The sequence below is a fragment of the Stenotrophomonas sp. Steno-Z1 genome (assembly GCF_056393175.1).
Genome location: NZ_JBWJPB010000014.1, coordinates 18,293 through 35,916, shown reverse-complemented (window position 1 = coordinate 35,916; position 17,624 = coordinate 18,293). Strand labels below are relative to the sequence as shown.

Annotated in this window: 13 protein-coding genes and 1 pseudogene; 9 read left to right on the top strand and 5 right to left on the bottom strand. The window is 67.2% G+C overall.

Annotation, left to right across the window (positions count from 1 at the left end; translation table 11 throughout):
• Positions 1–838: 838 nt before the first annotated feature.
• The gene (locus AC06FD_RS20310; RefSeq protein WP_478078726.1) at positions 839–2,569 is read right to left on the bottom strand and encodes a M28 family metallopeptidase; all 1,731 of its coding nucleotides are present in this window, start codon (positions 2,567–2,569) and stop codon (positions 839–841) included.
• A 52-nt stretch (positions 2,570–2,621) separates the two neighbouring features.
• Positions 2,622–3,284, bottom strand: coding sequence for a DUF4097 family beta strand repeat-containing protein (locus AC06FD_RS20305; protein ID WP_259210203.1), 663 nt, complete (start codon positions 3,282–3,284; stop codon positions 2,622–2,624).
• 97 nt (positions 3,285–3,381) lie between these two features.
• Between AC06FD_RS20305 and AC06FD_RS20300 the strand changes: the two genes are divergently transcribed.
• Both AC06FD_RS20300 and AC06FD_RS20295 read left to right on the top strand, forming a co-directional pair.
• Positions 3,382–4,707 (top strand): murein hydrolase activator EnvC family protein, encoded by a 1,326-nt coding sequence (locus AC06FD_RS20300; RefSeq protein WP_478047820.1) that lies wholly within the window; start codon positions 3,382–3,384, stop codon positions 4,705–4,707.
• A 124-nt stretch (positions 4,708–4,831) separates the two neighbouring features.
• Positions 4,832–6,355, top strand: a complete 1,524-nt coding sequence (locus AC06FD_RS20295; RefSeq protein WP_478078725.1) for a S41 family peptidase — start codon at positions 4,832–4,834, stop codon at positions 6,353–6,355.
• Between the two features lie 103 nt (positions 6,356–6,458).
• On the opposite strand, the gene AC06FD_RS20290 is transcribed toward AC06FD_RS20295, so the two are convergent.
• The gene (locus tag AC06FD_RS20290) at positions 6,459–7,151 is read right to left on the bottom strand and encodes a rhomboid family intramembrane serine protease (protein ID WP_259210206.1); all 693 of its coding nucleotides are present in this window, start codon (positions 7,149–7,151) and stop codon (positions 6,459–6,461) included.
• Positions 7,152–7,378: 227 nt separating this feature from the next.
• Here AC06FD_RS20290 and AC06FD_RS20285 point away from each other — a divergent pair, with 227 nt between their 5' ends.
• Together AC06FD_RS20285 and AC06FD_RS20280 are read left to right on the top strand one after the other, a co-directional pair.
• Positions 7,379–8,722 carry an outer membrane protein transport protein gene (locus tag AC06FD_RS20285; RefSeq protein WP_259210207.1) on the top strand — a complete coding sequence of 448 codons (1,344 nt, stop codon included), beginning with the start codon at positions 7,379–7,381 and terminating at the stop codon, positions 8,720–8,722.
• 133 nt (positions 8,723–8,855) lie between these two features.
• Positions 8,856–9,449 carry a hypothetical protein gene (locus AC06FD_RS20280; protein ID WP_478078724.1) on the top strand — a complete coding sequence of 198 codons (594 nt, stop codon included), beginning with the start codon at positions 8,856–8,858 and terminating at the stop codon, positions 9,447–9,449.
• Here AC06FD_RS20280 and AC06FD_RS20275 read toward each other — a convergent pair.
• Positions 9,419–9,904 (bottom strand): annotated as a pseudogene (locus AC06FD_RS20275) (ThuA domain-containing protein). The gene AC06FD_RS20280 and the pseudogene AC06FD_RS20275 sit on opposite strands and share 31 nt — an antisense overlap.
• A gap of 379 nt (positions 9,905–10,283) precedes the next feature.
• On the opposite strand from AC06FD_RS20275, the gene AC06FD_RS20270 reads away from it, so the two are divergent.
• Positions 10,284–10,928, top strand: coding sequence for a hypothetical protein (locus AC06FD_RS20270; protein ID WP_478078723.1), 645 nt, complete (start codon positions 10,284–10,286; stop codon positions 10,926–10,928).
• Positions 10,929–11,022: 94 nt separating this feature from the next.
• Here AC06FD_RS20270 and putA read toward each other — a convergent pair whose 3' ends face one another.
• Entirely contained in the window at positions 11,023–14,247 is a 3,225-nt protein-coding gene (putA, locus tag AC06FD_RS20265; protein ID WP_478078722.1) for a bifunctional proline dehydrogenase/L-glutamate gamma-semialdehyde dehydrogenase PutA, read from the bottom strand.
• A gap of 12 nt (positions 14,248–14,259) precedes the next feature.
• On the opposite strand from putA, the gene AC06FD_RS20260 reads away from it, so the two are divergent.
• From AC06FD_RS20260 to ctaD, 4 genes are all read left to right on the top strand, one after another.
• Entirely contained in the window at positions 14,260–14,439 is a 180-nt protein-coding gene (locus AC06FD_RS20260) for a hypothetical protein (protein ID WP_259210212.1), read from the top strand.
• 83 nt (positions 14,440–14,522) lie between these two features.
• Positions 14,523–14,999 carry a DUF2244 domain-containing protein gene (locus tag AC06FD_RS20255; RefSeq protein WP_259210213.1) on the top strand — a complete coding sequence of 159 codons (477 nt, stop codon included), beginning with the start codon at positions 14,523–14,525 and terminating at the stop codon, positions 14,997–14,999.
• A gap of 11 nt (positions 15,000–15,010) precedes the next feature.
• Positions 15,011–15,949, top strand: coding sequence for a cytochrome c oxidase subunit II (coxB, locus tag AC06FD_RS20250; protein WP_259210214.1), 939 nt, complete (start codon positions 15,011–15,013; stop codon positions 15,947–15,949).
• A gap of 64 nt (positions 15,950–16,013) precedes the next feature.
• Entirely contained in the window at positions 16,014–17,624 is a 1,611-nt protein-coding gene (gene ctaD / locus AC06FD_RS20245; RefSeq protein WP_259210215.1) for a cytochrome c oxidase subunit I, read from the top strand.

The window sequence follows — 17,624 nt, the reverse complement described above, 5'->3', positions numbered from 1 at the left end:
ACGGACATGGATGGGCACTGTCCCTGTGTCGGTTCCCCGTGTCCCTGCCTCGGTAGAGCCGAGCCATGCTCGGCTGATGTCCCCACACCTCTGCATGATCCCCATCGCTACGGTGCCGAGCATGGCTCGGCACTACCTGACCGAAGGGAATGCGCTCACCTGAGGTGCGACGCATGGCTCGCTCCGCTCCCGGCATCGGTTCCGCGTGCCCCTACCTTGGTAGAGCCGAGCCATGCTCGGCTGATGTCCCCACACCTCTGCATGATCCCCACCGCTGCGGTGCCGAGCATGGCTCGGCACTACCTGACCGCAGGGAATGCGTTCACCTGAGGTGACTGACATGGCTGGGCACTGTCCCTGTGTCGGTTCCCCGTGTCCCTGCCTCGGTAGAGCCGAGCCATGCTCGGCTGCTTTCCAAACACCTCTGCATGATCCCCACCGCTACGGTGCCGAGCATGGCTCGGCACTACCTGACCGCAGGGAATGCACTCACCTGCGTTGCCGAGCATGGCTCAGTGCTACCTGACCGCAGGGAATGCACTCACCTGCGTTGCCGAGCATGGCTCGGCACTACCCGACCGCGGGAAATGCACTCACCTGGCCCGCCACGGTCGTTTCCCGAGCCCCTCGATCCTGCCTGCGACCGCATCCACGCATGCACCCCTGATCCCGATCCCCTGTAAACACGGCCTTGCCCATCCTTGCCACGCCATTACCGGGCCGAGGGACATCTACCGGCTGCTGACGCGCTACCGGCGGTCGATCACGTGCGGAGCCCCCAACAAAAAACGGCGCCCTAAGGCGCCGTTTCGTGTTCAACCTGACAACCGCAAGCCGCTCAGGGGGCCGGTGCTGCCGGTGTAGGGGCAGCGCCTTTGTCCTTCATCATCGCGTCGCGCGCCGCCTTGAACGGGTTGCCGTCATACCAGTTCGGCCAACGATCGCCGCCAGCCAGCTCCTTGCCCACGCCGTACAGCAACTGCAGGTCTTCCACGGTGCCGTCCAGCTTCCACGTGGCCGGGTCGAACTCATCCTTCGGCCCGTGGTAGCGGTCGCGACCATACGCTTCGGCTGCCTTGCGGCCGGCCTCGACGCCGCCGTCGCGCAGGTCTTCGCCGCCATCGGCATACAACGCCGGCACGCCGGCCTTGGCGAAGTTGAAGTGGTCCGAACGGAAGTAGAAGCCGCTCTGCACCGAGGTCTCGCCATGCAGGGTGCGGCCCTGGTTGGCGGCCAGCGGCTTGAGCATGTCCTCCAGCTCGGAACTGCCGAACCCAGTCACGGTGACATCCTTGGCGCGACCCGCCACCGACATCGCGTCGATGTTGATCACCCCGGCGATCTTGTCCAGCGGGAAGGTCGGATGGCTGACGTAATACTTGGAGCCCAACAGGCCCGACTCCTCCAGCGTCACGGCCAGGAACACCACCGAGCGCTCCGGCGCCGGTTGCTGGTGCGCCATCGCGTCGGCCACTTCCAGGATCCCGGCCACGCCGGTCGCGTTGTCGACCGCACCGTTGTAGATGTTGTCGCCCTGCTCACCCTCGTGCTTGCCCAGGTGGTCCCAATGGGCCATGTACAGCACGGCTTCGTCGGCCCGCTTCGTGCCCGGCAGCACGCCGACCACGTTGCGCGATTTCTTCTCGGCGATGGTGCTCTTCAGGTCGAACGAGACCTTGGCCTTCAGCGAGACCGGCTTGAAGCCACGCTTGCTGGCGTCCTTGTAGGCCTTGTCCAGGTCCAGCCCGGCGTCGGCGAACAACTGGCGTGCCGCCTCGGCGCTCAGCCAGCCCTGCGCAGGCAGGCGTGCGTCCGGATCGTCCTTGGCCGGCAGGTCGTACTGCGGGCCCGCCCACGAGTTTTTCACCACGTCCCAGCCGTAGGAGGCGCCGGCCGTGTCGTGCACGATCAGCGCGGCAGCGGCGCCCTTGCGTGCGGCCTCTTCGAACTTGTACGTCCAGCGCCCGTAATAGGTCATGCGCTTGCCGTCGAACAGCGTGGCGTCGTCCACGTGGAAGCCGGGGTCGTTGACGAACATCACCACCGTCTTGCCCTTCCAGTCCTGGCCGGCGTAGTCGTTCCACTTCTGCTCCGGCGCATCCACGCCATAGCCGACGAACACCAGCTCGCTGCCATCGACCTTTACCTCCGGCTGCCCGCTGCGGGTGCCGATCACCATGTCGGTGCCGAACGCGAGCTCGCGGGTCTTGCCGGCCTGGTCCAGCCTGAGCACGGTGGACTCATCAGCCGTGGTCTCGGTCATGGCCACGTCCTGGAACCAGCTGTCGCCGTTGCCCGGCTGCAGGCCGATGCGCTGCATCTGGTCGCGGATGTAGTTGACGGTGAGCTCTTCGCCCTTGCTGCCCGGGGCGCGGCCTTCAAACGCATCCGAGGCCAGCGTCTTGACCAACTCGGCGAAGTCGGCCGCATTGATGTCGGCGGCAAAGGCATGGCTGGCCGTGGCGGCAGGTGCCTGCGTGGCGGCGGTCGGCGGCGGTGCGGTGGCTTCGCCCTTGCACGCGGCAAGGGCGGCGGTGGCGGCAAGGCACAACAGAAGTCTGCGGGGCATCATCGATTCCTGGATCCAGTGGGCCGGTGCACAGGGGCACCGGGAAAGGGTATCAATCCTGCGGTGCGGCGTCGGTGTCGAAGGTCAGCGGTTGTGCACCGCTGACCGGGCCGATATGCGCGGTGCGGTGCACGTACAACGTGACCTCGCGCTCGAACTGCAGGCTGCCGGCGACGCTGGCCTTCGGGCCGATGATCACGCGCGGCTTGCGACCGCCGGTCAGCGACAGGTTGAAGTTGGGCTTCTTGACCCGGATGCCGCCCTCGACCTGCGAGCCCACCCCGACCGTGATGTCACCGTTGACCGTGTCGATGTTGCCGTTGAGCCGCGTCTCGACGAGTCCGATGCCGCCGTTGACGGTCTCCAGGTTGCCCTCGATCACACTGCCGCGGTCGATGAAAATGCCGCCGTTGACGGTCTCCACGTTGCCGGCAGCGACCACGTCGCGCCCGATCCGCAGGTTGCCGTTCACCGTGGACACACCGGTGGTGCGCGCACGGTCGCCGACCTTGATGCTGCCGTTGACCGTCTGGATCTCGGCCGTGACCACGCCTTCGTCGACGGTGATGCCGCCGTTGACCGTTTCCAGGTCACCGTAGACCTGGCCACCGGTGGCGTGGATGCTGCCGTTGACCTTGCTGATGTCCTCGCTGGCCAGGGCCGGTGCGCAAGGCAGCACCAGGGCCAACAGCAACAAGAGCGAAATGCGTTTCATGGTGACCTCGTATCGGGTATGCGGCTGGCAGGCCGCCTGTGGGGATGTCACCATGCATCGCTACAATCCGCATCTGCCTGAAGTCACTGGAAAGCCCTTGCGCCACAACGCCTTGCCCTCACGCCGGAATAACAAACCGTCGCCCGGAGACCGCGGCGGCATCGTCCCGCCCTGGCTGGCGCGCGGGCTGTTGCTGGCGCTGGCGGTGCTGGTGGCGGGCCCGGTGCTGGCCCAGAGTTCCAAGGAAGCCGAGCGCAAGCTGCAGAAGCTGCGCACGGAGCTCAAGGACGTGGCCCAGGAGCGCAGGACCCTGGAGGGCCAGCGTGGCCAGGCCTCGCGGCAGTTGCGCGATGCCGATGAAAAGGTCGCGCGCACCGGGCGGGTGCTGGCCCAGACCGAAACCGCGCTGCAGCGCGAAACCCGTGCCATGGAGGAGCTGCAGCGCAAGCGCAGCGACCTGCAGGCCGGCATGACCCGGCAGCGCGACGAGCTCGCGTCCCTGCTGCGTTCGGCCTACCGCATCGGCAACAACGCACCGCTCAAGTTGCTGCTGTCCCAGGACCGCGTCGCCGACGCCAATCGCAGCCTGGCCTATCACCGCTACCTGCAGCGCGAGCGCGCCCGGCGCATCCAGCGGATCACCCACGATCTGGCCGAACTGCAGGCCGTGGAAGCCCAGATCGTCGAGCGCCGCCAGGCGCTGGAAGGCACCCGCCAGCAGCAGAAGCAGCAGGCCGCCACCCTGGCCAACGACCGTCGTACCCGTGCGGAGACCGTGGCCAGCCTGGAGGAGCGCTACAAGGACCGCAGCGAACGCGAGAAGGCCCTTGGCCAGGATGCCAAGGCGCTGGAAACGCTGTTGGCCAACCTGCGCGCCGCCGCCGCGCGCGCCGAGGCCGAACGGCGCGCTGCCGCGCGCAAGGCGGCCGCCGAGAAAGCCGCCGCGGAAAAGGCCGAACGCGCGGCGGCCGCCAACGGCACCCGCCCGCCGCCGCGCCCGGGCAAGACCCCGCCTGCGGTGGCCTCGGCGCCGCCGCCCAAGGTGGGCGGGCTGGGCTGGCCGCTGTCGGGCAACCTGTTGGCGCGCTACGGCGGCAAGCTGCCGGATGGGCGCACCAGCAGCGGCGTGCTGATCGGCGCGCCGGCCGGCAGCACGATCACCGCCGTGGCCGACGGGACCGTGGTGTTCTCCGACTGGATGACCGGCTACGGCATGATCCTCATCGTCGACCACGGCAATGGCTACATGAGCCTGTACGCGCACAACGACACCCTGCTTCGCGATGCCGGGGCCACGGTCAAGAAGGGCGATGCGGTGGCCAAGGTCGGCAACTCCGGCGGGCAGGGCGTGACCGCGCTGTACTTCGAGCTGCGTCGCAATGGCCAGCCGGTCGATCCGGGCGGCTGGCTGCAGCGACGCTGACACCCAGCCAAACGGCGCACGGTTGCAGCGCCGCGGGTTCAACGGGAATTTATCGTCGCTTCGCGCATAATCGGGCGACGCACCCCGTGCGTGTTTTCCGTCCCCCGCCGACCTGGAGTGCTTCATGCGCGTAGCCCGTACCGCCACCTTGCTGCTGGCCCTGCTGCCTGCCGTGTCCTGGGCGCAGCAGACCAGCGAGGCCGCCAGCAGCGCCAGTGACGCCGCCAGCAACGAGGAAGCGGTGACATCGCGGGTACCGCTGGAAGAGATCCGGCGCTATGTGGCGGTCTACAACGCGGTGCGCGCCGCCTACGTGGACCCGGTGGATGACAAGAAATTGATGCAGTCGGCCATCCGCGGCCTGCTGCTGGACCTGGATCCGCACAGCACCTACTTCGACAAGGAAGACGCCGAGGCCTTCGACGAGCAGGCCACCGGTGCCTACGACGGCATCGGCGTGGAGCTGCAACAGCAGCCGGACAACAGCAGCCTGAAGGTGATCTCGCCGATTGACGACACCCCGGCCGCGAAGGCCGGCATCCTCGCCGGCGACCTGATCATCGCCATCGACGGCAAGCCGATCAGCGCCATCGAGGCCACCGAGCCGCTGCGTGGCAAGGCCGGCAGCAAGGTGGTGCTGACCCTGGTGCGCACCGGCAAGCCCAAGCCGTTCGATGTCACCGTCACCCGCCAGACCATCCGCGTGACCAGCGTGCGCGGCCGCATGCTGGAGCCGGGCTATGGCTACATCCGCCTGAGCACCTTCCAGGCCGATACCGGGGCCGATTTCCAGAAGCAGGTCGGCCAACTGCAGCAGCAGGCCGGGGGCAAGCTCAAGGGCCTGGTGCTGGACCTGCGCAGCAACCCCGGTGGCCTGCTCACCGCGGCGGTACAAGTGGCCGACGACCTGCTCGACAAGGGCAACATCGTCAGCACGCGCGGTCGGATCTCGATCAGCGATGCGCGCTTCGACGCCACCCCGGGCGACCTGTTGAAGGGCGCCCCGGTGGTGGTCCTGGCCGACGCCGGCTCGGCCAGCGCCTCCGAGGTGCTGGCCGGCGCGCTGCGCGACAACGGCCGCGCGCGCGTGGTCGGCAGCCGCACCTTCGGCAAGGGCTCGGTGCAGACCGTGTTGCCGCTGGACAACGGCGACTCGGTCAAGCTCACCACCGCCCGTTACTTCACCCCGAGCGGCAAGTCGATCCAGGCCACCGGCATCGTGCCGGACGTGGTGCTGCAGCCGGACAAGCGCGACGGCGATGACGAGCTGCCGGCCAGCCTGGCCGACTACAGCGAAGCCACCCTGCCAGGCCACCTGCGCGGCGACGAAGAAGGCGGCGACGGCTACAAGGCCGGTGACGTGCTGCCCGGCGATGGCCCGATCAACGCTGCGCTGGCGGAGCTGAAGCAGCCGGGGTCGGTGGTCGCCAGGCAGAAGGCCGAGGCCGCCAGGACGGCGGCGCAGAAGAAGCCCGAAGCCAAGCCGGAAGCAAAGCCCGAAGCCAAGCCCGAAGCCAAGCCCGAAGCCAAGCCCGAAGCCAAGCCCGAAGCCAAGCCCGAGGCCAAGCCCGAGGCCAAGCCCGAAGCCAAGCCGGCGGACGTGCCGGCCAAGCCCTCAGCAGACGTCCCAGCAAACCGTGACCGGTAGTGCCGGCCGCTGGCCGGCGCTGCAGTCGACCGGCGTTGCGGGGAGGCGGCGAACGGCCGGCTCCAGCGGGCGCATCCGCGCGTAGCCGCAGCCGACCGCCGATTCAGAACCCGTGTCGCTTGCGCAGCCGGCGGGCGATCGCGGCGCGCACGTACACGCCGTAGCCCAGGCCGAACAGGAAGCCGGCGATGTGCGCCCACCAGGCCACCATGCCGAAGCTCGGGCCGATGTGGGCGAACACCACCTGCAGCCCCGCCCAGACGCCGATCAGCAGGTAGGCCGGGGCGCGCACGAATTCCAGGAACAGCCCCAGCGGGATCACCACGCCCAGGCGTGCGCCGGGGAACAGCGCCAGGTAGGCGCCGATCAGCGCGGACACCGCGCCGCTGGCGCCGATGATGATCTGGTCGGGACTGCCCATGGCGTAGATGGCGGTCAGGTTGGCGATCGCCCCGCCGACCAGGAACAGCAGCATCAGCCGCCACGGGCCCAACACCCGCTCGGCCGGCAGCCCGAAGATCAGCAGGAACACCAGGTTGCCCAGCAGGTGCGACCAGTCCGCATGCAGGAACAACGCGGTGAACAGGCGCAGCACGCTGCCGTCCTGCAGGGTCGCCCACCAGTCCTGTGGATGGGTCAATCCCGTCGACAGCGCGCCCCAGTCCAGCCACAGGCTGCGACGGGCATCGTCCGGCCGCGAGATCGACCACAGGAACGCCAGCCACAGGGCGGCGAACAGCAGCGGGGTGGCCCAGCGGAAGGCGGACTTCTTGCGGGAAGGGATCGACACGAACATGGATGGCGCTAGCCTAGCGCGGCAGCAGCCCCGACGGGGAATTGTCGGCTTCAGCCTGAATAGCCGCTGGGGCGGCCCACGTTATTGTTTCATTAACCGGTCTCGGTATACTCCAATACGGCGTCGTATGTCGGGAGGGGAATCCGGCGCGTTGTTCCGGCCGCAAGGCACGGGATGACGCAGGCGCGCGTTGCCAAACATCACCGCAATTCCGGAGAGAACCAAACATGCATACCGCTTCCACGCTTGCCCGCGTCACCGCCCTGGCCGTCGGCATTGCCGGTGTCCTGGCTGTCGGCCACGTCCACGCTGCTGCCTTCCAGCTGAAGGAAAACAGCGCCAAGGGCCTCGGCCGCGCCTTTGCCGGTTCCGGCAGCGCCCAGGGCGACGCCTCCATCATCGCCGTCAACCCGGCCGGCATGCGCCAGCTGGAAGGCACCCAGATCCAGGGTGACCTGAGCGCGATCAGCTTCTCGGCCAAGTACAGCGGCACCGGCCGCAAGCCGACCGGCCAGCCGCAGACCGGCGGCAATGGCGGCGACGCCGGCATGATCGCGCCGGTCCCGGCCGCGTACTTCCACATGCCGATCGGCGAGCAGGCCCACTTCGGCGTGTCGCTGACCGCTCCGTTCGGCTTCAAGACCGAATACGACAACGGCTGGGTGGGTCGCTACAGCGGCCTGAAGACCGACCTGAAGGCGATCGACCTGGGCTTTGCCGCCTCGTACGACGTCAACCCGTACGTGTCCTTCGGTGCGTCGGTGTTCGTTGAGCACCTGACCATCGAACTGAGCAACAACATCGACTTCGGCACCGCGCTGGCGCAGTCGCGCGTGCCGGGCTTCGCCCCGGGCAGCGCCGATGGCAAGCTGACCGTGGAAGGCGACAACAATGCCGTGGGCTGGACCGTCGGCGGCTTGTTCAGCCCCGATGAGAACACCCACATCGGCATCAGCTACCGCTCCAAGGTCGAGCACAAGATCACCGGCGGCGACGCTACCTTCGACGTGCCGGCCAACGCCGCTGCTGTGCTGGCCGTGGCCCAGCCGGGCCGCTTCACCAGCACCTCGGGCAAGGCCACGCTGACCCTGCCGGCCTCGGCCACCCTGAGCGTGACCCACAACGTCAACGACCGCTGGACCGTGATGGGTGACGTCACCCGCACCGCCTGGTCCACCGCCTTTGACCAGGTCACCATCGACTACGCCTCGGCGCAGCCGGACTCGGTGCTGGAATTCGGCTACCGCGACACGACCTTCGTCTCGCTGGGCACCGACTTCAAGCTGAGCGACACCGTCACCCTGCGCGGCGGTATCGCGCTGGATCAGACCCCGACCACCAACGCCCACCGCGACGTGCGCGTGCCGGACACCAGCCGCAAGTGGCTGTCGCTGGGCGTGGGCTGGACCCCGTCGGAGAACATCGAGTACAACTTCGGTTATACCCACCTGTTCACCAGCGATCCGGACGTGAACATCGCCGGTACCACCAACAACCAGGGCAACTCGCTGACCGGCAAGTACAAGGTCCGTGGCGACGTGCTGGCCGCGTCGGTCAACTACAAGTTCTGATCGACACAGCCGCACCGGTTGTTTGAACGGCAGAAGGCCCCGCGAAAGCGGGGCCTTCTGTTTGCGCCGCGTCCGCCGCACGCCGCGAGCGCATCCCTGTCGGCCCCGCTCTTGGTGACCGGCGCTTGTCTGCATGCACGCGGGCTTCCGCTCCACCGCATGTGCAGGGCACTCCGGCGGCGACGACTTCAGTAGACTGGCGGCCCGTTTGCATCCCATCGTCATGGACCGCCGATACCTCAAAAAGATGCGCGCTTACTGGGCGCGCGAAGAAGCGAAGAACCTTCGCTATCTTCAGAAGACGCTTGCCAAATCGACCTGGTTCGATCTCTGGCACGTGCACCCGGACTGGTATGGCAAAGCTGCACGTGACTCTTCCGACCGCGAGGCCGTCGCGCATTCCGCCTTGCGCCTGCTCGACCATGCGCAGCGTTCGCTCGGTGCAGACGCACGCGAGGCGCAGTGTTGGGCGCAACTGCATCCGAACACGATGAACGACGGGGTGTACCTTCATTCGGCCAATCCCAATGGTCGGACGAACTACCCGCATGAGTTCACCGGCTACATCTGGGGGGCGACGATCCCGGTGTGGCTGGAAGCGCTGCTCGACGCCTCGCGCTACGAGGTCGGTGCGAAGGACGGCGAAGACGGGACGATCTACGTGGTGAGGGCGCGCGCGAGGGTGCTCGATGCCACTCAGCAGCGCGACGATGAGCCGGCCGCGTAGCGCAGCCCCTGCCGCAACTGCGCGACGAAGTCTGGATCGCGATACACCGCCTCGTCATGACCCAGCCCGGTGTACCAGCTGCGGCCGCCATCGAAGGTGTGGCACCAGGTGATCGGGTGGTCATCGCCCATCTACCGCCATCGTAAAGACGTTCGTCCACCGTGGCGACCAGGTGCGCGCGCGCGTGGGTTGTCGCGGCAGGTGTAAATTTCGCCGCGTATCGGCCAGGCCGTGCCACGTGTGCGGCCATCGCGTTCGGGCTGTACGCGGGTGTCCTGCAGGCCCGGTGGATGTGCCCTGAAGTAGGCGCCCACCCGTGCGCCATACCACGGCCAGTCGTACTCGGCATCGGCCGCCGCATGGAGGCCGGCGAAGCCGCCGCCAGCGCGGATGAAGCCTTCCAGCGCACGCTGCTGCGCGGCATCGAGCACGTCGCCGGTGGTATTGGACAACACGACCACGCGGTAGCGGGCGAGGCGGACCGGCGTGAAATCGGCGGTCAACGTCGGTGGCGTCGGCCTGCATGCCTTCGGCGGCGGCCACGCGCTGCAGCGTGGCGATGGCGGTGGGGATTGCATCGTGGCGGAACTGCACGGTGCGCGTGAACACCAGGACGCGGTCGGCCGCCGGCGCCGCGCAGGCCGTGGGCCCGGGCATCGATGCCAGCAGAACGATCGGGAGCAGGGCAGCGCGGATGGCCGGATTCTGCCACGGTGTTGGCCCATTGCAACGATGGCGATGGGCCTTTTCAGCGCGGTCCGCGCCGGCCCAGCGCGTACAATCCCGCACCGCTCCCGCACGGCGGGAGTCATGCTGTCTGACAAGGATCTGTACATGTCGTCTCTCGCGTTTCGTTCCACCCTTTTCCTGGGCCTGGCCGCACTGTCGGCCCCTGCCTGCGCGGCCGATTTCGGCGCCTGTTTCACCCTCACCCCGGGCCTGACCTGGTCCACCGCCGATGCAACGCTGACCATCGAGAAGGCGACCTTCGCCGGCAAGGAGGCGATCAAGGTCAACAGCGCCGGCGGCGGCATCGGCACGGCCAGCTACTTCGATGCCAGCGGGCGCGCCTTCCTGGGCGAGGAACGCTACGGTATTTCCGCCTGGGGTGGGGAGGCGGGCACGCCGGTGATGACCGACGCCTTCAACCCCGCGCCGACGTTCCCGGCGACGGCCAAGCCGGGCGACCGCTTCCAGTACACCGGGAAGGGCGAGCGCACCCACCACGTCGAAGAGACCGTCGAGCCGCTCGACTTCGAGGGGTTCTCCGATTACACCTTCGTCGGCTTCGAGGACGTGGACGTGGAGATCGATGGCCAGCCGCGCACCTTCAAGGCCACCTGCCACGTCAGCGCGAGCTTCGAGGACAACCGCATGGAGGGCTGGTACGCCCCCGGTTTCGGCCGCATCCGGTTCGAGCGCTACATGGGCAACGAGTTGCTGATGCGCGATGAAATCGAGTCGATCGACGCCCCGTAACGGCGGCCACGGCGCGCTGCTCCATGGCGCCGGATGACGCCCACAAAAAACCCCGCGTTCGCGGGGTTTTTCGTTCAACACCTGCTGCCGTGCATCAATCGCCCAAGGTCAGCAGCGAGGCATTGCCACCGGCCGCGGTGGTGTTCACGGTGACGGTCTTTTCGGTGGCGAAGCGCAGCAGGTAGTGCGGGCCGCCGGCCTTGGGGCCGGTGCCGGACAGGCCCTGGCCGCCGAACGGCTGGACGCCCACCACCGCACCGATCTGGTTGCGGTTGACGTAGACGTTGCCGACGTTGATGCGCGAGGAAATGCGCTCCACGGTTTCATCGATGCGCGAATGCACGCCGAGAGTGAGGCCGTAGCCGGTGGCGTTGATCTGATCGATCACCGCGTCGAGCTGGTCGCCCTTCCAGCGGATCACGTGCAGCACCGGCCCGAAGATTTCCTTGTGCAACTGGTCCAGGTTCTTCAGTTCGTACGCGCGCGGGGCGAAGAAGGTGCCATGCGCGGCCGCTTCGCTGAGTTCGGCGGCGGCGATCAGGCGCGCTTCCTTCTCCATGCGCACGGCGTGGTCCTGCAGGATCCGCAGGGCGTCGGCATCGATCACCGGGCCGACGTCGGTGGACAGCAGGCCCGGGTCACCGACCTTCAGTTCGGCCATCGCGCCGGACAGCATGGTCATCACCTTGTCGGCGATGTCGTCCTGCACGAACAGCACGCGCGCGGCCGAGCAACGCTGGCCGGCCGAGGTGAACGCCGAACCGATCGCATCCTTGACCAGCTGTTCCGGCAGCGCCGAGGAGTCGGCGATGAAGGCATTCTGGCCGCCGGTTTCGGCGATCAGCACGCCAATGGCGGCGTCGCGCGCGGCCATCGCGCGGTTGATCGCGCGGGCGGTGTCGGTGGAGCCGGTGAAGGCCACGCCGGCCACGCGCGGGTCGGCGGTGAGCGCGGCACCGACGGTGGCGCCGTCGCCGGGCAGGAACTGCACCACGCCTTCGGGCACGCCGGCCTCGAGCAGCAGCTGCACCGCGTAGTAGCCGATCAGGTTGGTCTGCTCGGCGGGCTTGGCGATGACGCTGTTGCCGGCGGCGAGCGCGGCGGCCACCTGGCCCAGGAAGATCGCCAGCGGGAAGTTCCACGGGCTGATGCAGACGAACACCCCGCGGCCGTGCAGCTGCAGTTCGTTGGACTCACCGGTGGGGCTGGGCAGCTTCTCGGCATGGCCGAACTGTTCGCGCGCCTGCTTGGCGTAATAGCGCAGGAAATCGACGGCTTCGCGCACTTCGGCGATGCCGTCGGGCAGGCTCTTGCCGGCTTCCTTGACGCACAGCGCCATGAACTCGGGCAGGCGCGCCTCGAGCTGGTCGGCGGCGTGTTCCAGGATCGCGGCGCGGCTGGCGGCCGGGGTGCGGTTCCACGCCGGCTGCGCGGCCACGGCATTGGCCAGCGCCTTCTCCACGGTGGCGCTGTCGGCCGGCTGCCACTGGCCAACCACCTGACGGGTGTCGGCCGGGTTGGTCACGTTCAACAGCGCGCCGGTCGGGTTGGCACCGGGCACCAGCGGTGCGGCCTTCCACGGCTTCACGGCGGCGTTGAGCTGCTCGGCCAGGGCGCGCAGATCGTTGTCGTTGGCGAGATTGACGCCCATGGAGTTCTTCCTGTCATGGTTCTGGCTGCGCAGCAGATCGACCGGCAGCGGGATTTTCGGATGCGGGATGGACGCGAAGGAGGACACCGCCTCGACCGGATCGCGGATCAGGTCGTCGATGGCCACCGCGTCGTCGGTGATGCGGTTGACGAAGCTGGAATTGGCGCCGTTTTCCAGCAGGCGGCGCACCAGGTACGGCAGCAGATCTTCATGCGAACCGACCGGCGCGTACACGCGGCACGGCACGTTCAGGCGATCGGCCGGCACCACTTCGGCATACAGGTCGTCGCCCATGCCGTGCAGCTTCTGGTGCTCGTACTGGCCCCCCTTGGCGATCGCCTTCACCGCGGCGATGGTGTGCGCGTTGTGCGTGGCGAACATCGGGTAGAGCGCATCGGCATGGGTGAACAGCCGATGGGTGCACGCCAGGTAGGACACGTCGGTGTTCTGCTTGCGGGTGAACACCGGGTAGGCGGGCAGGCCATCGATCTGCGCGCGCTTGATTTCCGCGTCCCAGTACGCGCCCTTGACCAGGCGGACCTGCAGGCGGCGACCGATGCGGCGGGCCAGGTCGGCCAGGTAATCGATCGTGTACGGGGTGCGCTTCTGGTACGCCTGCACGACCACGCCGAAGCCTTCCCAGCCCACCAGCGAAGCGTCGGTGACCACCGCTTCGATGATGTCCAGCGACAGCTCCAGGCGGTCGGTTTCCTCGGCATCCACGGTGCAGCCGATGCCATAGGACTTGGCCAGCTGCGCCAGTTCCAGCACGCCCGGGACCAGGTCGGCCATGACGCGCGCGCGCTTGGCGTGCTCGTAGCGCGGGTACAGCGCGGAGAGCTTGATCGAGATGCCCGGGGCCGCGTTGACGTCGCCATCGGGGCGGCCACCGCGCGCCTTGTGGTCACCGCCGATGGAGTGGATCGCGCGGCGGTAGTCTTCCAGGTAGCGCCTGGCGTCCTTCATGGTCAGCGCGCCTTCGCCAAGCATGTCGAACGAGTAGCGGTAGCTGGCGTTGTCGCCCTTGTGCGAGCGCGACAGCGCTTCGTCGATGGTGCGGCCCATGACGAACTGGTGGCCCATGATCTTCATCGCCTGGCGCACGGCCAGGCGGATCACCGGCTCGCCCACGCGGCCGATCAGGCGCGCGAACGCACCGGGCACGTCGGCGCGGGTGGCATCGTTGATCTGCACCAGGCGGCCGGTCAGCATCAGGCCCCAGGTGGAGGCGTTGACCAGCACCGAGTCGCTGCCGCCCATGTGCTTCTTCCAGTCCGCATCGCCGAGCTTGTCGCGGATCAGCTTGTCGGCCGTGTCCTGGTCGGGGATGCGCAACAGCGCTTCGGCCACGCACATCAGCAGCACGCCTTCTTCGCTGCCCAGGTCGTACTGGCGCATGAAGGCTTCGATCGCGCCCTGGTCCTTCGCACGCACGCGCACGCGCGCCACCAGGTCGGCGGCCACCGCCTGCACCTGCGCCTGTTCGGCGGCGGGCAGACGGGCCTGCTCCAGCAGTTCGCGCACATGGCTGGCCTCGTCCTTCATCCAGGCATCGGTGATCGCCTGGCGGAACGCGGGAGGAGGCGTCGGCAGCTCGGGCGACAGCAGCGGCGGACGGAGAGCGCCGGACGGGGCCGGGGCAGGAATCGGTGCGGAGGGTGCGGTCATGCCGGTCGGCTCGTGGAAAACTTGACCATTTTAATCGTTTTTTCGACCGCCGAAGCAATATCCACGGCAACCCTCATCATGGTCATAGCCTTTGATACAAAGGGATTCGGCGTTTCACAACGGGGCGCGGGTTATTGTGCTGATTTCGTCAAAAGTGCCGCCGATCCCGATGCTGTATTGCACCATTCCTGAAAGTGTGAATGGACCCTTGCTACTGTCGCGAGTGCAGGGCTACCATCGAGACGTTTCCCGCGGCAGGAAAACGCGGTTGCGACATGATCGAGGTGCTGACAGCTCCGGACGGATCAGGGACGCGACTGCGGCTGCGTCCCCCACGGGCGCTCGATGCCCGGCAGTTCGTCCTGTTGTTTGCTGTGTTGTGCGGGGTGATGGGGTTGGCGGCCAGCCTGGGTTGGTTGGCCGGCAACGTATTTGCCCCGTTGTTCGCGCTGCTGTACAGCCTGTTGCTGGCAGCGGCACTGCGTAGTGTGTGGCGTAGTGGAGAACGGCAGGAAGAAATCCGGGTGGTTCCGGCGTGTGTGGAGGTCATCCCCGCACCCGGGCACTCGCCGGTGTTCAGCGCGCACCCGCACTGGGTCCGCCTGATCGCCGACGAGCAGAGGGTCCGGCTGGCGTCCAGCGGCAGGCAGGTGGAAGTGGGGGCTTTCCTCGCACCGGCCGAACGCAGGGCACTGGCTCAGAAACTAGAAGGCTTGCTCGCGGCCAGCGATGGCTGCAACCGACGACGCTAAGGGTCTAGGCAATGAAGCAACGCATCAAGTGGGGCAGTACGTTCGGGAAGACAGCAACAAGCGGGGCCGCGCTGCTGGCGCCCGCATTGGCGTGGGCCCAGGCGGCCGACCCCAAACCGTGGCAGTTGAACATGGGCAAGGGGGTGACCCAGAGCGCGCGGTTGGCCTGGGAATCCAACCTGTTCTCGCTCTGGGTGTGCACGATCATCGGCATCCTGGTGTTCGGCGCGATGTTCTACGCCATGTTCAAGTTCCGCAAATCCAAGGGCGCGGTCGCCGCCACCTTCAGCCACAACACCAAGGCCGAGGTGATCTGGACGGTGATCCCGGTGATCATCCTGGTGGTGATGGCCTGGCCGGCCACGGCCAACCTGATCAAGTTCTACGACACCCGCGATTCGGAAATGACCGTCAAGGTCACCGGCTATCAGTGGATGTGGAAGTACGAGTATCTCGGCGAGGATGTCACCTTCACCAGCCGCCTGGACCGCGAGTCCGACCGCGTGCGCCAGAGCGGCACCGTGCCCACGCTGGAATCGCACCCGCACTACCTGCTGGAAGTGGACAACCGGCTGGTGCTGCCGGTGGATACCAAAGTCCGCTTCGTGATCACCTCCGACGACGTCATCCACGCCTGGTGGGTGCCCGCGTTGGGCTGGAAGCAGGACGCGATCCCCGGCTTCATCAACGAAGCCTGGACCAACATCGAAAAGCCCGGCGTCTACCGCGGCCAGTGCGCCGAGCTGTGTGGCAAGGACCATGGCTTCATGCCGATCGTGGTCGAGGCGGTGTCCAAGGAGGACTTCAAGAAGTGGCTGGCCTCGCGCAAGCCTGCGCCGGCTGCTGCTCCCGAGGCGGCTCCGGCGGCACCCGCGCCGGCCCCGGCCGAGGCGGCACCGGCCGCCACGCCCGAACCGGCCGCGGCGGCCCCGGCAGACAGCAACGCCTGAAATCGAGCCACGCCTGCCAACCGGCAGGCGGGGGTACCACCGGATCCAGTGAGGTGTAGTTGCGATGGCGCATTCCGCAGTTGACCACGACGGGCACCACGGGCATCAGCAGAGCTTTGTGGAGCGTTGGTTGTTCTCGACCAACCACAAGGACATCGGCACGCTCTACCTGCTTTTCAGCTTCATCATGTTCATCATCGGCGCGGCCATGAGCGTGGTGATCCGCGCCGAGCTGATGCAACCGGGCCTGCAGTTCGTCAAGCCCGAGTTCTTCAACCAGATGACCACCGTGCACGCACTGGTAATGATCTTCGGCGGGGTGATGCCGGCCTTCGTCGGCCTGGCCAACTGGATGATCCCGCTGCAGATCGGCGCGCCGGACATGGCCCTGCCGCGCATGAACAACTGGTCGTTCTGGTTGCTGCCGGTGGCCTTCAGCCTGCTGCTGGTCACCCTGTTCCTGCCCGGCGGCGCACCGGCCGGTGGCTGGACGCTGTACCCGCCGCTGTCGCTGCAGGGCGGCTACAACGTGGCCTTCAGCGTGTTCGCCATCCACGTCGCCGGCATCAGTTCGATCATGGGCGCGATCAACATCATCGCCACCGTGCTCAACATGCGCGCGCCGGGCATCGACCTGCTCAAGATGCCGATTTTCTGCTGGGCCTGGCTGATCACCGCGTTCCTGCTGATCGCGGTGATGCCGGTGCTGGCCGGTGCGGTGACCATGCTGCTCACCGACAAGTTCTTCGGTACCAGCTTCTTCAACGCGGCCGGCGGCGGCGACCCGGTGATGTTCCAGCACATCTTCTGGTTCTTCGGGCACCCGGAGGTGTACATCATGATCCTGCCGGCCTTCGGCGTGGTCAGCGAGATCATCCCCACCTTCAGCCGCAAGCCGCTGTTCGGTTACCAGGCCATGGTCTACGCGGTGGCTGCCATCGCGTTCCTGTCGTTCATCGTCTGGGCCCACCACATGTTCACCGTGGGCATGCCGTTGGGGGGCGAAATCTACTTCATGTTCGCCACGATGCTCATCTCCATCCCAACCGGGGTGAAGGTGTTCAACTGGGTCAGCACCATGTGGCGCGGCTCGCTCACCTTCGAGGCGCCGATGCTGTGGGCGGTGGCCTTCGTCATCCTGTTCACCATCGGTGGGTTCTCCGGTCTGATGCTGGCCATCGTGGTGGCCGACTTCCAATACCACGACACCTACTTCGTCGTCGCGCACTTCCACTACGTGCTGGTGACCGGCGCGGTGTTCGCGTTGATCGCGGCGGTGTACTACTGGTGGCCCAAGTGGACCGGGCGCATGTACAGCGAGAAGTGGGCCAAATTCCACTTCTGGTGGTCGATCGTGTTCGTCAACCTGCTGTTCTTCCCGCAGCACTTCCTCGGCCTGGCCGGCATGCCGCGGCGCATCCCCGATTACAGCGTGGCGTTTGCCGACTGGAACATGATCAGTTCCATCGGTGCGTTCGGCATGTTCGCCACGCCCTTCATGATGGCCGCGATCCTGCTGGCGTCGCTGCGCAACGGCGAGAAGGCGGCTGACCGCGCCTGGGAAGGCGCACGCGGGCTGGAATGGACCATTCCCTCGCCGGCACCGGCGCATACGTTCACCACGCCGCCGACGATCCGCCCCGGCGACCTGGCCCATGACGACATCACCCACTGA